This window comes from Leptospira tipperaryensis, assembly GCF_001729245.1.
GTDB classification, from domain to species: domain Bacteria; phylum Spirochaetota; class Leptospiria; order Leptospirales; family Leptospiraceae; genus Leptospira; species Leptospira tipperaryensis.
This window is the reverse complement of the sequence record NZ_CP015217.1, coordinates 1,813,565-1,828,267: the sequence shown is the minus strand read 5'-3', so window position 1 is coordinate 1,828,267 and position 14,703 is coordinate 1,813,565. Positions and strand designations below refer to the sequence as shown.

The following is a 14,703-nucleotide window of genomic DNA, read 5'->3' as shown; positions in this document are numbered from 1 at the left end:
AATTTCCTAAATTTCTTGAACTTAATAAAAATTTCCTTCTGACGGCAATAATTATGAATTACATAACGAAGGGTAATTTTTGATATAGTAGATTCAGTACGAATTTAGATGAGAAAGAATCCAGCTCTTGTAGCAGAATCCATGAATTTGAAGACAAATCGGTATTACAGCAACCAGATCTGGATCACTCGCATTTTCCTTTTTCTGACGATCGTCTCCTGCGTTTTCGCGTGCATCGAGATGTTCCAAATTCTCGTCGAAGAAATTCTCGATCACAGACCGTTTGCCGCTATTGGTCAGGTCGCTTTCATTGTTATCATAACGTTACTCACCTACGGGAACTTCGTTTATCAATTTACCCGCCTGGGCTATTTCAAAAGACTTCTCAAACACAACCCTCCCGATCGAGAAAAATTGGAAGGAATCTATAAGACGGAATGTCCTCCGTTGGCCGTTTTGGTCCCTTCCTATAAAGAAGAATTGGACATCGTCCGAGAAACACTTTTGTCCGCCGCCCTCCAAGACTACCCAAACAGACGGGTTGTATTGTTGATCGACGATCCTCCTCAACCGAAAAATTATTCCGATTTCGAAGCCCTTCAGAAGATGAGAAATCTTCCGGAATCTCTTCAAAAAGAATTTGAGGAAGCTTGTGCGCCTTTCTCCAAGGCCAAAGACGAATTCCTAAAACGTAAACTTTTCGGTTCTCTCGATCCATCTACGGAAACCGAAGAATTGATCCGTCTTTACCAAAGCGTATCTCTTTGGTTTCAGACTCGCATTCTAAACTACGACGATCATACGATCAAAAGAGAACTTCCGGAACACACCCGTGTTTTTATGAGAGATCGTTTCTTTGCCAAATGGGAAGAATTGCATTCCGAAAGAACGATTGAATTGGAGAATCTCCTTTCTCAAGGCGGAGCTTCTTTGGAAAGAATCGAAAAAGAATACAATCGACTTTCTTATCTCTTTTCCGTAAATTTTACGAGCTTTGAAAGAAAGAGATATCTCAACCTCTCTCATCTTCCGAACAAAGCGATGAACTTAAACAGTTACATCTATCTTTTAGGAAAAAAATGGAAAGAAAGAGAAGAATCTCACGGAGCCATTCTCGAAGAGACGCAGGAATTAATTCCTTCCTTTGAAATTCCTGCCGCAGAATTTTTAATCACTTTAGACGCCGACAGTGCACTTCTTCCCGACTACGTTTTGAAGTTGGCGCACGTGATGGCCTCGCCTCAAAACGAAAGAGTAGCCGTCGCTCAAACTCCTTACAGCGCGATTCCCGGAGCTCCCAATCTCCTCGAACAAATGGCGGGAGCAACCACAGACATTCAATATCAGATTCACCAAGGTTTTACTCATTTCGGCGCTACGTTCTGGGTTGGGGCGAACGCGATGCTTCGTTACAAAGCACTTCTTGATATCTGCACCGTGTATGAAGAACGAGGACATAAGGTCTATCGTTACATTCAAGACAACACGGTAATCGAAGACACCGAATCCAGCATCGATCTTTTGGACGTAAATTGGAATCTTTATAACTATCCGGAACGTCTCGCTTATAGCGCGACCCCTGCCGACTTCGGTTCCCTTCTCATTCAAAGAAGAAGATGGGCGAACGGTGGATTGATCATTCTTCCGAAACTTTTACGTCACGTATTTCAGTGGCCTTGGAAACTTACGAAGTTTATCGAAGCGTTCTTTCGAGTTCACTACCTCGGTTCTATCGCGGCGGTCAATATCGGTTTGGTAATCCTTATGGGAAGTCCCCTCGGAGAAGGAATGGAAACCTACTGGATTGCGATCTCCTCCCTTCCCTATTTCTTTCTCTACGGAATGGATCTTGTGGAAATGGGATATCGTTGGATGGATGTATTCCGAGTTTATGCGTTGAATCTACTCCTCATTCCGGTCAATCTCGCCGGAGTTTTGATGTCTCTGAACCAAGCCGTTACGGGAAAACAAATTCCATTCAGCAGAACTCCGAAAGTTATCGGAAGAACCGCGATGCCCGCGCTCTACGTAGTTGCAGAATATTCTCTTTTGGCTCAGCTTTTCTTCGGCTTTGTTACGAACTACCTACATCGAAACTGGGCTTATTCTTTCTACAACCTCGCGAACGCTCTCATGTTGGGATATGCGATCGTAAAATTTATCGGACTCAGAGCAAGCTGGGAAGATCTTATGCTTTCTCTAAACAAACCTCCTGCGGACATCGTAGAAACCGTTGCACAGTTGGTGGAACCGAGGGTTACAATCGAACTTGAAACGGCGATGCTCTACAGCAACGACGCTTCGGAAAAAGATCCGGTTCATTGATTCAAATGGTTCTTTGAGCGAAAAAATTCAGTTCCCCCTTTGATCGAAAGAAAACGAATCTTCGAAACGACAACTTGAGCGCCTCTAAATTCCTCTTGTAATTTGGTTCCTGGGAAAAACTCTCGTTCTATATGTCTGCAAATCCAGGACCGGTATCCGTACGGGAAGTTTTGTACAAAACGCGGTTATTCCTTTCCGGATTTTTCCTTTGCCTACTTCTCATTGTAGGGTTTGTCTTTCTTTCTCCTCTTTTTTTGATAAAGGACACTCCGTTTCCAAAGAGCGACGCTCTTGTTGTGGAGGTAAAAGAAACACTTCCCAGGGATATTTTAAAAAATGCCGCGGACGGTTTCAAAAAGGGTTACGCAGGAATCTTAATCATTCTTTATTCTCCCGCGACCGCAAATTCCAATTTAGGAATTGGACTGGATCTTACTCAGGAGATTCAAAGTTCCCTCGTGAGTCTGGGTGTGGAAGAATCTAAAATTCTCATCTACAAACTTGAACCTTATCCGGTGGGTGCGAAGAATTTTTCAAAGTCTCTTTTAAAGATCTGTCTGGATCGGCAACTGAAGAATATTCTAATTCTCTCCAAAAGATTCGAGTCCTCGCTCAATCAAAAAATTTACGAATCCGTCTTAGGACCAGCTGGATTGAAAGTCCATATCGTTCCTCTCGCGGATCGAACGAATCTTTCCAATTGGTTTTTAACCGAAGAAGGATTTGAACTCGTATTCACAAACTTAGCCAGAACGTTTTATCAAATACTTCCAGGAAAATAGAATCGTAATGTTAGACGCAAAAGAATCAAACGAGCTCATTCAGCAAAGAATTCAGAAAATAGAAGAATTAAAAAAACAAGGGATCAATCCCTACCCGATTCGTTTTTTTCCGGATTCTAAATCCAAAGAAATCGTAGAAAAATACGAAAAAACTCCGACTGGACCCGAAACGATTTACAAACTCGGAGGAAGGCTACATTCCAAAAGAGTGATGGGAAAAGCGAGTTTCGCTCATCTCAAGGACAGCACCGGAATCATCCAGCTCTACGCGACAAGAGACGATCTCGGAGAAGCGACCTACGCAATCTTCAAGTCTTTAGACTTGGGAGATATCATCGGCTTAGAAGGTTATCTGTTCACCACTCAGAAAGGTGAGATCACCTTACACCTAACCGGCGTTCAACTACTCGCAAAGTGTATCCGCCCTCTTCCCGTTGTAAAAGAAAAAGACGGAGTCATTTACGACGCTTTTGCGGACGTAGAGCAGAGATATAGAATGCGTTATGTGGACTTGGTGGTCAACGATAGCGTACGAGAGACTTTCATCACTCGAAGCAGAATCGTTTCCGAAATCAGAAGTTTCCTCACAAACGAAGGTTTTTTAGAAGTGGAAACACCGATGATGCAACCGATCGCGGGTGGTGCAGCGGCGAGACCGTTCGTAACACATCACAATACTCTCGATATGCAGTTATTCTTAAGAATCGCTCCGGAACTCTATCTCAAACGTCTGATCGTAGGCGGACTGGATCGGGTTTTCGAACTCAACCGAAACTTTAGAAACGAGGGAATTTCCACAAAGCACAATCCTGAATTTACGATGATGGAAGCCTACATGGCTTTCGGGGACATGGCTTCGATGTTGGATCTTACGGAAAGACTCATCACCTATCTCGCCGAAAAAGTCTGCGGAACCTTAAAGATTCAATACGGAAAAGACATGATCGATCTTTCCCCTCCTTGGAGAAGAGTCACTTACGTAGATATCATCAAAGAATATAGTGGAATCGACTTTAGTCAGATTACAACTCTTGAAGAAGCGAAGAAAAAGGCTTCCGAGCTAAAAGTGGACGTTTCCAAATGCCATAGCATCTGGAAAGTCGCAGACGAAGTATTTTCCGACAAGGCAGAACCGAATCTCATCCAACCCGTTTTTATCACGGATTACCCGACTGAACTTTCTCCTCTCGCAAAATCCAATCCGGAAAAACCGGGATTTGTGGAACGTTTCGAGCCCTATGTGGCGGGAAGAGAAATCGGAAACGCCTTTACTGAGTTAAACGATCCTTTTGATCAAAAAGAAAGATTTGAAGAACAGGTAAGACAGAGAGAAGCCGGAGACGACGAAGCGTTTATGATGGACGAAGACTATATCCGCGCTCTGGAATACGGAATGCCTCCTACGGGCGGGCTTGGAATCGGAATCGATCGTTTGGTGATGCTTCTTACCAATTCTCATTCGATTCGAGATACGATTCTATTTCCTTTGATGCGGCCCGAATGATTTAGAATTTCGTAATACAGATTTCCTCTTTTCAAATTGGAATCTTACAAAAAAGGCCTTGGAAACTTCCAAGGCCTTTTCTTTTTTAATGGATCAAAAGACTTTTTAAACTATAAGAATGGAAACTCAACCCTGGAGGCGTTTTCTTTTTTTAGGAGATTCCGCCATGAGCCGAAGCGAAAAATGATCCACTAAAATATCAATACGTTCTCCAAGCGCGGAAATCGAACGATCCAAACGAGATTCTACCCGATGGATATCCGTTTTAAATTCGGCCTCCAAATACAAAAGATCGGATTTTAATTCTTTTTTGGATTCCTCCAATTGTGAGAAAAGCTGTTTCCAAACAAGATGCAAAAAACCGAAAAGGGATCCAAAACCTAAGACGGTAGTCAAAAACAAAGTAATAAAACTGTAATCAAACATACACAGAATCTTATTGCGGAAACAGAAAGACGCAAGAACTTTTAGAAAAACATTATAAAAAAACAATATACGATTCTTATCTTACGACAAGAAGTTTCGCATATCGTATGATTATAGAATCAAACGATTCTAAGATTTTTTACGAAAGAGGGATTTGAAAAATACAACCGTAAAAAACTGAAACATTCTAAATACGCGAAACAGTCTCCAAGGTTTGCTCATAATTCTCCACACCCAGATCAGTCCTCTGAGTTTGAAAAAATTCGGAGCCTTTCTTACCTTTCCGGAAAGAATGTCTAAAGAGCCGCTCACCCCGATGATCACGGAGTGGCCAAAGAATGCGGTATTGTTTTCGATCCAGATTTCTTGTTCCGGAAAATCCATTGCGAGAAAGATAATATTCGGACTGGTCTTACGAATCGATTCTTTTACCATCAATTCTCTTTGCGGATTCATATAACCCGCGTGACGTCCTACGATTCTCACTCCGGGAAAGTGACGGGAAAGTGTAAAATAAACCTTTTCGATTACGTCTTCTTTACCGCCGAGCATAAAGATGGAATAATTTCTGAGCTCACAAAGACGAACCAAGTCCATCATCAACGCGATGGGAGAAATTCTTTCTTTGAGATTTTTTCCGAGCCTCGCAGCGGCCCATTGGAGGCCTGCGCCTTCCGCGAGAATCAAGGTGGCTTTTTCAGTGATCCGGTGAAGTTTTTTTCCCTTTCTAACCGACATGACTTTGATCGGGTCCAAAAAGAGAACGTGATGAAATCTTTCTTTTTCTTCCAGTAAACGGTATATCTTAGCGACTGCCTCATCTTGAGAGACATTGTCAAAAGGCACTCCCAGAATATCCGTTTTTCCTAATGTTTCCGTCTGAATGACTTGATAATCCAGGAGGTAATCCCGATCGTCCTTCGCGGAGAGATGTATGATTTCACTAGGCTTTTTCATCCTAAAGGCATCCTATACGACATAAGTTCAGAGTCAATTGAAAGTTACCGCTTTCGAGCTCGTATTTTTGCGGCTGCGGCCCGAAATTCTTCCTCGATACAAACCATGGAAATACTCGAAAGGAGAAACGAACCTTGGTCCAAAATCTGATCCAGATTCGAAACTTGAATTCCTCCGATCAAAGTAACGGGCAGAGAACGCGGCCGTGAAAGTTTGGACAAAGACTCGATTCCGATTATGGATTTTGCGTCGTCTTTGTTTTCGGTCGGAAAGATCGGCCCTAATCCCGTATAATTCCAAAGGGAAGAATCCAACACGTTCACTTCATCGATGGTATGAGACGAGGTTCCTAAAAATAATTTCGACTCTCGGAGTGAAATTTTTTCTTCTTCGTTCAAGGATTCGTAATCCTCTTTTCCAACGTGAGCTCCGAAACAATCAAATCGGATCGCCTCTTTCCAGGAATCGTTTAGAATCCAAGGAATCGACGGATATTTATCTAACAAAGTTTTTACGAGGGAATCCAATTCTTCGGCGCTTACGTTCTTCGCACGAATCTGAATCCAAGGAACTATATCCGGATATTCCATCCAAAGTTTGGGAAGCTCAAAAAAATTGAGATTTTTCTTTTTGCAAAAATCCAGATCCAGAATCGGATATAAGCCCGCGTGAAACCAAACGTTAGGATCAACCACCGCCGACGAACCTTAGAATTTCCAGCTGATCTTCTTCCATTAATTCAGTTTGGCCCCAAAACTCTCTCTTGAGAATGCTGCCGTTTCTCTGAATGGCGACCATATCCGGTTTTATTTTCAGATATTCTAATAGGTCTGGAATTTGGGACGATTTCAAATCGGAAAGGGGAAGTTTTTTTCCGTTCACTTTCATAACGATATCGAAAAAAGTTTGCGTTGGAATCTGTCTCTGTCCAATCTTTTTTGATTTACGAGGAATTCCTTGCTAGGGAACCTAACCGTATGAGGAAACTGTCTTCAATCATTCTAATATCCCTTTTATTTTTCCTTGCTGTGAGTGGCTGTCATTCCAGACACGATGAGACCACTGATAAGGCCGTTTTCAATTATATCCTTGCTTGCGGCCCCGGAGGAACGATCGATTCTTGCAACGCCGTTTGTGCGGACCGTTGGGGTGCAACTACTACCAGCGCCAACCTGCAAAACCTGAATACTTGCACAAGCGCCTGCACTACAAACTGCAATATCGTAAGTTTGTATCTGCAATACAGCGCTCTTAACAAGTAAAGTATCGAAACATCGAGGCCGCGAAAATTCCAGCGGTCTCGATTCTTAAAATAGAATCTCCCGCCTTTACTCCCAAGACCTTTTTCTCTTTCAGTAGGTTTGTTTCTTTTTCTCGAAAACCGCCCTCCGGGCCGATGATCCAAATCGAATTCTGAAAGTATTCCGGTTTCAATTCCGATTCTCCTCTGGGATCTAAAAGATAGTAAGAATGATTTTGATTCGCCTGGGATTTTAGAAATTCCTTTAGAGAAACCGGCGCGTGCACTTCCGGCAGAAAGATCTGTTTTGACTGCGCCGCCGCTTCCTCCGTGATCTTCTGCGCCCTTTCCATATTAAAATCCTTTCGATCGGATTGTTCGAAGTTTAGAAAATAAAAATGTGTGAGGCCGAGTTCGGTTCCCTTTTGCAAAAGCCATTCCAATCGATTTCCTTTCGGGATCGCGGTGGCGATTCCGGAAATTCTTTCCGACTTTGGATGAACTTTGGATTCTTTTAGAAAGCCTTGATTGGAGTTGGCTTCCACTTCGTAGATCCATTCGGATCCGTTTCCGTTTAAAACTCGGAGAAGTTTTTTTTCGGAGTGAATTCGAAGCGCCTTTAGATGAGATATTTCTTCTCGATTTAGGAAGAATTCCTTTTCGGAATTCCAGTCTCTTCGGAATAGAATCGTTTCTTCCAAAACGAAATCCTATCTGTTTAGATTGGCGAGATCAAACAAGGAAGGATCCGGTTTTACTTCCTTGTCTATTTCAGTATATTCTAATACACTGATAGAACCCGTATTCAAATCCAACATCTCCAGTCGGTTTGCGAGTTCTTCCTTTCCGATCTTTTGGTTTTGTTTTACCTTGATTGGACCGTATTTTATGTTCATCGTCTTAAAAAGTACCCCGTCCTTGTCGTGAAAATCCAAACGGGTCGGTTTTAGTGAATCCAAATCCAATAATAGAATGAGCTTGGAATAAAAATACGGTATGATCGGCTTGAGAGAAACTCTTTTAAAGGAATGATCGGAAGTTTTTAAGTCGCTCTGCACGATCGGGTTGTAGTTGGCCTGATAGGAAACTCCGGAAAGATCCATAAAACTAAAACCCGTGGAAAGATGTTGTTCGTATTTTTCCTCGTCCACTTTTCGAAAGATCTTTTTGGAAAGTACATTGAAGGCGTAGATTTGTTCACCCTCGTCTTTGATGAGAATCTTGTATTCTAATCCTCTTCCCCTGCTTTCAAAAAGATAAAGTGTATCTTCGTCCTTTCTAAAAATGCTTACGTCCCAGCTCCAGGTTTCTCCGGATCTTCGGATTAGAATTAAATTTCCCTTGATCAATCCTTGCGTCGACTTTGCAAGCGCTTGGTCGAGTCTGGCGACCAATTCTTGCGCGACTCTAGGACCTACGGATCCTTGCGGGTTTGTTTCTCGGCCAGGAATGGTGAACGCCAAGAAACTTACGATCAGCGCAAGAATCCGAATCAAACTTACTCCGCCCTCATCGTTGGTGCGCTGAAAGAATAGAGACCGTGAACGGAACCCTGAGCCTGCGCGGATTCGGATCGTCTTTCAAAACGAATCGCTCCGTTTCTTAAAGCCTTGTGAATTTCAGGAATGGATTTGTATCCCATATCTTGGAATGAAAGTCTGAGTCCTTGCGACAAATACGGAATGAAGTTGAGAATGGATCCGCGATCGACAACCGAACCGCTCACACCTTGTGCCACTTTTACTTTTTGTCCTTCGTTAAAATAACGTTTGTCCCCGCCTGCTTTCATCGCTTCGATCGACGCCATTCCCCTGTATTTCTTGAGACGAATTCCGTTCTCATAGAAATATTCTCCCGGAGCTTCGGTGGTTCCCGCAAACATAAAACCCATCATACAAGTAGAAGCTCCGATCGCAAGGGAGTTCGCGATATCGCCGATATTGGAGATTCCTCCATCCGCAATGACAGGAATGTCGTATTTCGCCGCGTGTTTCGCAGTTTGGAATACGGCCGTTGCCTGCGCGCGTCCGACTGCCATCGTATCCTGAGTGATACAGATTGAACCCGGTCCCATTCCGATACGAAGCCCGTCTGCGCCCGCTTGGATGAGATTCTCGGCCTGTCCACGGGTTACAACGTTCCCCGCGATCACATCCAGATTCTTAAATTCTTTTTTGATGAACTGAATCATTTCGATTTGATAGTTCGAATTTCCTTGTGCTGAATCGATGATGATCACGTCGACTCCGGCTTCGTAAAGAGCCGCGACTCTTTCTCTGGATTCCATCAAAGTTGATACCGCAGCGCCGCAACGAAGTCTTTTGTTTTCATCCTTTGAGGCGTCCGGAAATTCTTTATTCTTCTTTAAGTCGGAACGACTTACAAGTGACACCAACTTTCCATTAGAATCCACAATCGGTAGTTTTCCGATCTTTGATTTCTTGATGATATCATTCGCTTCTTGTAAAGTGATTCCTGCTTTACCGGTAATCACGTTTGTGGTCATCACTTTATCGAGTGTGATCTCTCTGTTCTTTTCAAAATCGATATCTCTGTTGGTTACGATCCCTACAAGTTTAGAATTTCTGGTTCCGTCTTCGGTAACCGGAATTCCTGTGAAGCCTTTGTGCTCCTTGATCCAATCCAAATCCTTGATTACATTCTTTGGTCCGAGGATCACAGGATCGGTGATGAACCCGTTTTCAAAACGTTTTACTTTCTCAACGAGCGTAACTTGCTCTTCGATCGTATTGTTGTAATGAATGATTCCGATCCCTCCCATCAACGCTTGCGCGATGGCCATCTGGGATTCGGTTACCGTATCCATTGGCGAACTAATAAAAGGTCGTTTTAGTTTTATATTTCGAGTCAGTCTGGTTTCAAGCTCAACTTCAGAGGGATGGAAGTCGATAAATCCAGGGAGGACGAGAAAATCTCTGTAGGTTAGACCAATCTGAAGACTGAAAAGTTCGTCTCCGGATAGTCCGTCTAAATATTCGGAGTCGCGGTAAGTTTGGTTTGACATTCTTATTCCTTACCTAGTACATAAAAGGTAAACAGAGAACTGAGATCAAGAGAATTTCCCCTCCTTTGCTTTGAAAAACTATGGAAACAATTCAGAGAAAAAAAAGAGATAAAGAAACGGTCGTAGACCCGGCAAAAAAGTTTCACATTATTTCAAAATTTCTCGTAAAAACCGACATCGTCGCACAGTCGCCCGGCATCGTAAAACAGATCGTTAAAATTTTGCAGGTATCAAAAGACGCGACAAAAATTCTGATTCAAACTCAGACACCAAACGCGTTTCCTTTAAACAGTCAAGTCACCCTGACAAAACTTCTCGCAAAGTATGTCGAATTGGATTGTGAAGTCTTGGATGAAAAACCGGGAAATCAACTGATCCTGGGCGTTTCCGATATTTCTATCGCGAGCAAGGAACGCAGCCTCAATCGTATCGCTCCGACAGAAGGATCCGTCTGGATCACGAATATTCGTACGAGCAAAACCACGATCGACGCAAATCTTTTTAATATTCCGACCTCGGTCAAAGTCAACTTCGCCGACTATGAAACAAAGTTAAAATCGAAATACGATATTCTTAAAATCGACGTCTTTAGAACCATCGGAGACAAGTTCGACCTGGTTAAAAAGAGCAGAAAGATTCTTTTTATTCCGGATACGCAGAAGGCTTCAAGTTATGCGCCCTTTGATCAGGAAGGTTTTATCGATTACGAAGCTGAGATCGGTGACAAGGACGATATTCGTAAAAAAATCATCGAATACGCAAACCAGAAAATCAGATCCGAACTCATTGTTCCCGTAATCTATCTCAATCACGAAGAACAAGCGATTCCGATCGGTTACGTTCACGCGCAAAATCGAAATCGTGAAATCGATATTTTGGAAGTGATGGAAATCAAAACTCTTACCTTTGAGATGGTGGATCGAATCCGAGAATCCAATACGGTTCTTGTGAAAGAAAGATTTCCGATCGTCAACATTTCGACCGGCGGCTTAAAAGCAAAGATCAATCATCCGGATCTAAACCACGACCTTACTAAAAGGGCCGGATTTACCTTCGATATCTTCTTCAAGATGCAGGCTCCTCTCACCGCGTTCGGAGTGATTCGATCGGTGACAAAGGACGCGGACGGTAATCTTTACGTCGGACTTTCGATCGAAGGAAACTCTTCTCGCCCCGGTGAAAGAAAAAAATACATCGATAACGTCAACCGACTTCTCGCTGAAGCAAACCAGGCTCAGATCTGACCCTTTTCGGACAATATTTTAGAATTTCTTAATATTCAGGAACTTGCACGTCCACAAAAAGGACATGTCCGTCGGGAAGACGTTTGCTGTAAGTGATGAGAAGTATTTCATAGCTGATATCGTAGTATGGATTGCTGATGATCCATTCGGCTCGGGTGTCTTTCATCGATTTGTAAAACTGTTCTAAGAAATACGGTCTCCAACTCCAGTTTCTTCCGATAAAGGAATCGTCGGTATCGATCGAGACTTCTCCAATCCTCATATAATTGGGGGAAACCTGACTTCCGGTAAGACTTGTGACGTAGATTCTAAAAACAAAATCGCTCAGAACTCTCGGATTTTGAATCTGAACACCGTGGAGATCTCCGTCTTCGTAAACCGTGATTCCGGAGAGATTTAGTTTTTCTTCCAGTTCATTCTCACGTTTGATCTGCTTCATCAACTGATAACGTTTATAATTAAAAAAGAGTTCGTGTAATGTGGAGAATCTGAGTTTTAATTCTTCTTGTCCGATCATATCGGGAAGAGCTTCCGCAAAATAGAATCCCTGTAAAAAACGGGCGCTGTATGTGAGAGATTGAAACAATTCCTTATCGTTTTCGATTCCTTCAAAAAGAAGGGAACATCCGAGAGATTCCGAAAGTCTCGATATGGTAAAAAGAATTTCCTGAAAATTTCTGGATGTAACCGAATTCCTAAGCATCTGAAGATCCACTTTCAAAATGTCGGGATGAAAGATTCCGATTCGATCCAAGTTGGAAGAACGAGAACCGAGGTCGTCGATCGCAACGAGGAAACCTTCTTTTTTGTAACGAGAAATCAGAGGTCGAAGACTTTCTAAACTTCCGTCAAAATGTTCTTCGACGATTTCGATGACGATCTTGGAAGGATCGAGTCCGAGTTCTTTTACAAGACGGATCGTATAAGAATCGGCGGCCTCCTCTTCGATATGATCCCGCATATAAGCTGGAGAAATATTTAAGAAAAGTTTTGCGTCCGGAAACAGATGTTGATTTTTGAGGAGATGAAGAATCGCCTTCTTTCGAAGATCTCTGTCTACATCCCTTTTGAGATTGTAGATTTCTTTTCTTTCTTGCGGATCCAAAACTCCGGTTTCGGCGTCCAGAAAAAACGGTCCGAGAGAATGTACATTTCCGGATTGATCCCTGAACCTTCCCAACGTTTCATATCCGAAGATAGAATCTCTTTCAACGGAAAGGATCGGTTGAAAATAAGGAATGATCTCCCCGGACTGGAACCAATGATCCCATTCTACTTTTGTCTTCGGAAGCGTGCCAAGTGGCCTGATCATTCAGTTACAAGTTTTTCGGAACTCTGATTCCTACAAGGAAATTCCGGCCCGTATAAAAAAACATGAGTATTCTATAGAATGGTTCCGCAAACTCGAATCCAAGAAGGGAATGTAACTTTGAAGCGCATTTTGTATTTCACATTCAGCATTCTGCTGATTTTATTCGGGCTCTTTTCAGCCTATCAAATGCGTTGGATTTCGGATGACGCATTCATTTCGTTACGTTATGCGAAAAATCTAGCGGAAGGAAAAGGATTGGTCTTCAACGAAGGCGAAAGAGTGGAAGGTTATACAAATTTTTTATGGACTCTTCTACTCAGCCCGTCGCATCTTTTTGAAAGGATCGATCCGATTCTTGTTACTTATTTTTTTGGAATCATTTCCTTCTTAGGCGTTTGTATCTATTTATTAAAATGGAATTTAAAAGAGACCGCTCCTCGATTCCGATTTCCGTTTGCGCTTTCTTGTTTTGTCCTACTCCACCACAACCGGGTTTTTGCCACGGGAGGACTTGAAACATCGCTTCATGCTCTTTTATTCGTTGCGGCCTCTTATCATTTGATCTTTGCAAAGAGAATAACGTATTATAATTGGCTACCCGGAATCCTTTTCTCGGCTTTGGGTTGTCTCAATCGGCCCGACGGACTTTTGTTTCACGCCTTCTCCGGAATTTACGTCGGCTTAATGATTTTACAAGAGAATCCGAATTCTTCCTGGAAAAACAGATTTCTAAAAAAATCCATTTTAATTCTTTTGCTCGTCTATGTCAGTCCCGCCTTTTTTTATATTTGGAAATTAGAATATTATGGAAATCTGTTACCCAATACGTTCTACGCAAAGTCGGGCGGAAGTTTTTATCTATCTCAAGGGTTGGTCTATTTTTTCCTATTCCTTAAAATGTATTACGCTCTCATTCCGATCCTGTTCTTCTCTCTGTTTTTCTTTGTTCAAGCGCTTCGAAATCAATTTCATGGGACGACAACTCGGGACTTTCGATGGATTCTTCTTTTTGTCTTTCCAACTTTGTATGGAGCGTACTATACCTGGATCGGAGGAGATTTTATGTTCTCTCGATTCTATCTCCCCATTCTTCCCTTAGTCTTTGTATGGGTAGAATCCGGTCTTTTCTCTAAAATTTCAGAACCTTCTTTCCAGAAAAAATTTTGGAATGCGAGCGCCTACATTCTTCCGATCTTGATTCTTCTGCGTTGGGACATCTACAAGGGTTCGGCTCTTCCCGTCTTACACGACGTAGCGGACGAAAATCAAATCTACAAAAGAGAAACTACCGAGAGAATTCGAGATCTCATTTCACCCTGGAAAGAACACTTTGAAACTTCCCAAGTAAAGGTTGCCTTTGCCGGCGCGGAATGTATTTTTATATACTATCTCAATCCGATCTTAGCGATTGAAACGGAAGCCGGCCTGACGGATCCAACAATCGCTCGGCTGAAATCGAAAAAAAGAGGCAGAATCGGTCATGAAAAATCGACTCCATTGGACTATCTAAAAAAAAGAAACGTTCAACTTCTTCTCTTCACGAACGTCCAAAAACCTACCAACGAGTTTGACGCTCTGAAAGTCGACCACCTCGGAGTGACTTGGCAAATTCTGAACTATTCTCCGGAAACGATGAAAGAACTTGGAAAAATTTCTTCTATCTCTTTTGTAAATTTTGAAGAATATTTAGATCGTTATAGAGATACTTATCGAACTCTTCCTGCCGATCTTCGAAAAGAAAAATATCGAGAATTTGAGGAATACTACTTTGCTCAAGCGAAAGATAAAAATAGACAAAATTGGTATCGAAAGAATTTGTGATTCTGCGCAAAAGACATGATTTATATCACCATGAATCTTGATTGCTAAAAATGGGGAGCGAAGATAG

The 14,703-nt window shown here is 42.4% G+C and carries 14 protein-coding genes; 6 read left to right on the top strand and 8 right to left on the bottom strand.

The features are described from left to right. The first annotated feature begins 147 nt into the window (after positions 1–147). The 3 genes from A0128_RS08625 to lysS all read left to right on the top strand — a co-directional run bounded on the left by A0128_RS08625 (position 148) and on the right by lysS (position 4,611). Positions 148–2,325 (top strand): glycosyltransferase family 2 protein, encoded by a 2,178-nt coding sequence (locus A0128_RS08625; RefSeq protein WP_083244209.1) that lies wholly within the window; start codon positions 148–150, stop codon positions 2,323–2,325. 131 nt (positions 2,326–2,456) lie between these two features. Further along, on the top strand, positions 2,457–3,107 hold the full coding sequence (locus A0128_RS08620) for a hypothetical protein (RefSeq protein ID WP_069607130.1): 651 nt from the start codon (positions 2,457–2,459) through the stop codon (positions 3,105–3,107). Positions 3,108–3,114: 7 nt separating this feature from the next. Beyond that, on the top strand, positions 3,115–4,611 hold the full coding sequence (gene lysS / locus A0128_RS08615; RefSeq protein ID WP_069607129.1) for a lysine--tRNA ligase: 1,497 nt from the start codon (positions 3,115–3,117) through the stop codon (positions 4,609–4,611). A gap of 126 nt (positions 4,612–4,737) precedes the next feature. Here the strand turns inward: lysS and A0128_RS08610 are convergent, their stop codons facing one another. The 4 genes from A0128_RS08610 to thiS all read right to left on the bottom strand — a co-directional run bounded on the left by A0128_RS08610 (position 4,738) and on the right by thiS (position 6,882). Next, positions 4,738–5,037, bottom strand: coding sequence for a hypothetical protein (locus A0128_RS08610; RefSeq protein ID WP_069609212.1), 300 nt, complete (start codon positions 5,035–5,037; stop codon positions 4,738–4,740). A gap of 129 nt (positions 5,038–5,166) precedes the next feature. Beyond that, complete coding sequence (locus A0128_RS08605) at positions 5,167–5,994, bottom strand: WecB/TagA/CpsF family glycosyltransferase (protein ID WP_069607128.1); 828 nt, start codon at positions 5,992–5,994, stop codon at positions 5,167–5,169. Positions 5,995–6,038: 44 nt separating this feature from the next. Next, positions 6,039–6,689 carry a thiamine phosphate synthase gene (locus A0128_RS08600; protein ID WP_069607127.1) on the bottom strand — a complete coding sequence of 217 codons (651 nt, stop codon included), beginning with the start codon at positions 6,687–6,689 and terminating at the stop codon, positions 6,039–6,041. After that, on the bottom strand, positions 6,682–6,882 hold the full coding sequence (thiS, locus tag A0128_RS08595) for a sulfur carrier protein ThiS (protein ID WP_069607126.1): 201 nt from the start codon (positions 6,880–6,882) through the stop codon (positions 6,682–6,684). Before thiS ends, A0128_RS08600 begins: the two co-directional genes overlap by 8 nt. An 89-nt stretch (positions 6,883–6,971) precedes the next feature. On the opposite strand from thiS, the gene A0128_RS21780 reads away from it, so the two are divergent. Further along, positions 6,972–7,256: a hypothetical protein gene (locus tag A0128_RS21780; protein ID WP_083244207.1), complete on the top strand. Its 285-nt coding sequence runs from the start codon at positions 6,972–6,974 to the stop codon at positions 7,254–7,256. On the opposite strand, the gene A0128_RS08590 is transcribed toward A0128_RS21780, so the two are convergent. The 3 genes from A0128_RS08590 to guaB are packed head-to-tail and all read right to left on the bottom strand — an operon-like array spanning position 7,246 to position 10,259. Continuing rightward, complete coding sequence (locus A0128_RS08590; protein ID WP_069607125.1) at positions 7,246–7,935, bottom strand: 16S rRNA (uracil(1498)-N(3))-methyltransferase; 690 nt, start codon at positions 7,933–7,935, stop codon at positions 7,246–7,248. The genes A0128_RS21780 and A0128_RS08590 overlap by 11 nt on opposite strands. A 9-nt stretch (positions 7,936–7,944) precedes the next feature. Continuing rightward, positions 7,945–8,730 carry an outer membrane lipoprotein-sorting protein gene (locus A0128_RS08585; protein ID WP_069607124.1) on the bottom strand — a complete coding sequence of 262 codons (786 nt, stop codon included), beginning with the start codon at positions 8,728–8,730 and terminating at the stop codon, positions 7,945–7,947. A gap of 2 nt (positions 8,731–8,732) precedes the next feature. Continuing rightward, on the bottom strand, positions 8,733–10,259 hold the full coding sequence (gene guaB / locus A0128_RS08580; RefSeq protein ID WP_069607123.1) for an IMP dehydrogenase: 1,527 nt from the start codon (positions 10,257–10,259) through the stop codon (positions 8,733–8,735). 80 nt (positions 10,260–10,339) lie between these two features. Between guaB and A0128_RS08575 the strand changes: the two genes are divergently transcribed. Further along, positions 10,340–11,503 (top strand): DUF1577 domain-containing protein, encoded by a 1,164-nt coding sequence (locus tag A0128_RS08575; protein ID WP_069607122.1) that lies wholly within the window; start codon positions 10,340–10,342, stop codon positions 11,501–11,503. 28 nt (positions 11,504–11,531) lie between these two features. On the opposite strand, the gene A0128_RS08570 is transcribed toward A0128_RS08575, so the two are convergent. Further along, positions 11,532–12,815, bottom strand: a complete 1,284-nt coding sequence (locus tag A0128_RS08570; RefSeq protein ID WP_069607121.1) for an EAL domain-containing protein — start codon at positions 12,813–12,815, stop codon at positions 11,532–11,534. Between the two features lie 78 nt (positions 12,816–12,893). On the opposite strand from A0128_RS08570, the gene A0128_RS08565 reads away from it, so the two are divergent. Further along, a complete protein-coding gene (locus tag A0128_RS08565; protein WP_156781806.1) occupies positions 12,894–14,636 on the top strand; it encodes a hypothetical protein in 1,743 nt (580 codons plus the stop codon). Positions 14,637–14,703 lie beyond the last annotated feature (67 nt).

What these genes read in the sequence shown, in the direction of transcription:
- A0128_RS08620 (WP_069607130.1), top strand. Translation starts at nt 2,457, where the DNA reads ATGTCTGCAAATCCAGGACCGGTATCCGTACGGGAAGTTTTGTACAAA.
- lysS (WP_069607129.1), top strand. Translation starts at nt 3,115, where the DNA reads ATGTTAGACGCAAAAGAATCAAACGAGCTCATTCAGCAAAGAATTCAG.
- A0128_RS08610 (WP_069609212.1), bottom strand. Translation starts at nt 5,037, where the DNA reads ATGTTTGATTACAGTTTTATTACTTTGTTTTTGACTACCGTCTTAGGT.
- A0128_RS08605 (WP_069607128.1), bottom strand. Translation starts at nt 5,994, where the DNA reads ATGAAAAAGCCTAGTGAAATCATACATCTCTCCGCGAAGGACGATCGG.
- thiS (WP_069607126.1), bottom strand. Translation starts at nt 6,882, where the DNA reads ATGAAAGTGAACGGAAAAAAACTTCCCCTTTCCGATTTGAAATCGTCC.
- A0128_RS21780 (WP_083244207.1), top strand. Translation starts at nt 6,972, where the DNA reads ATGAGGAAACTGTCTTCAATCATTCTAATATCCCTTTTATTTTTCCTT.
- guaB (WP_069607123.1), bottom strand. Translation starts at nt 10,259, where the DNA reads ATGTCAAACCAAACTTACCGCGACTCCGAATATTTAGACGGACTATCC.
- A0128_RS08575 (WP_069607122.1), top strand. Translation starts at nt 10,340, where the DNA reads ATGGAAACAATTCAGAGAAAAAAAAGAGATAAAGAAACGGTCGTAGAC.
- A0128_RS08570 (WP_069607121.1), bottom strand. Translation starts at nt 12,815, where the DNA reads ATGATCAGGCCACTTGGCACGCTTCCGAAGACAAAAGTAGAATGGGAT.
- A0128_RS08565 (WP_156781806.1), top strand. Translation starts at nt 12,894, where the DNA reads ATGGTTCCGCAAACTCGAATCCAAGAAGGGAATGTAACTTTGAAGCGC.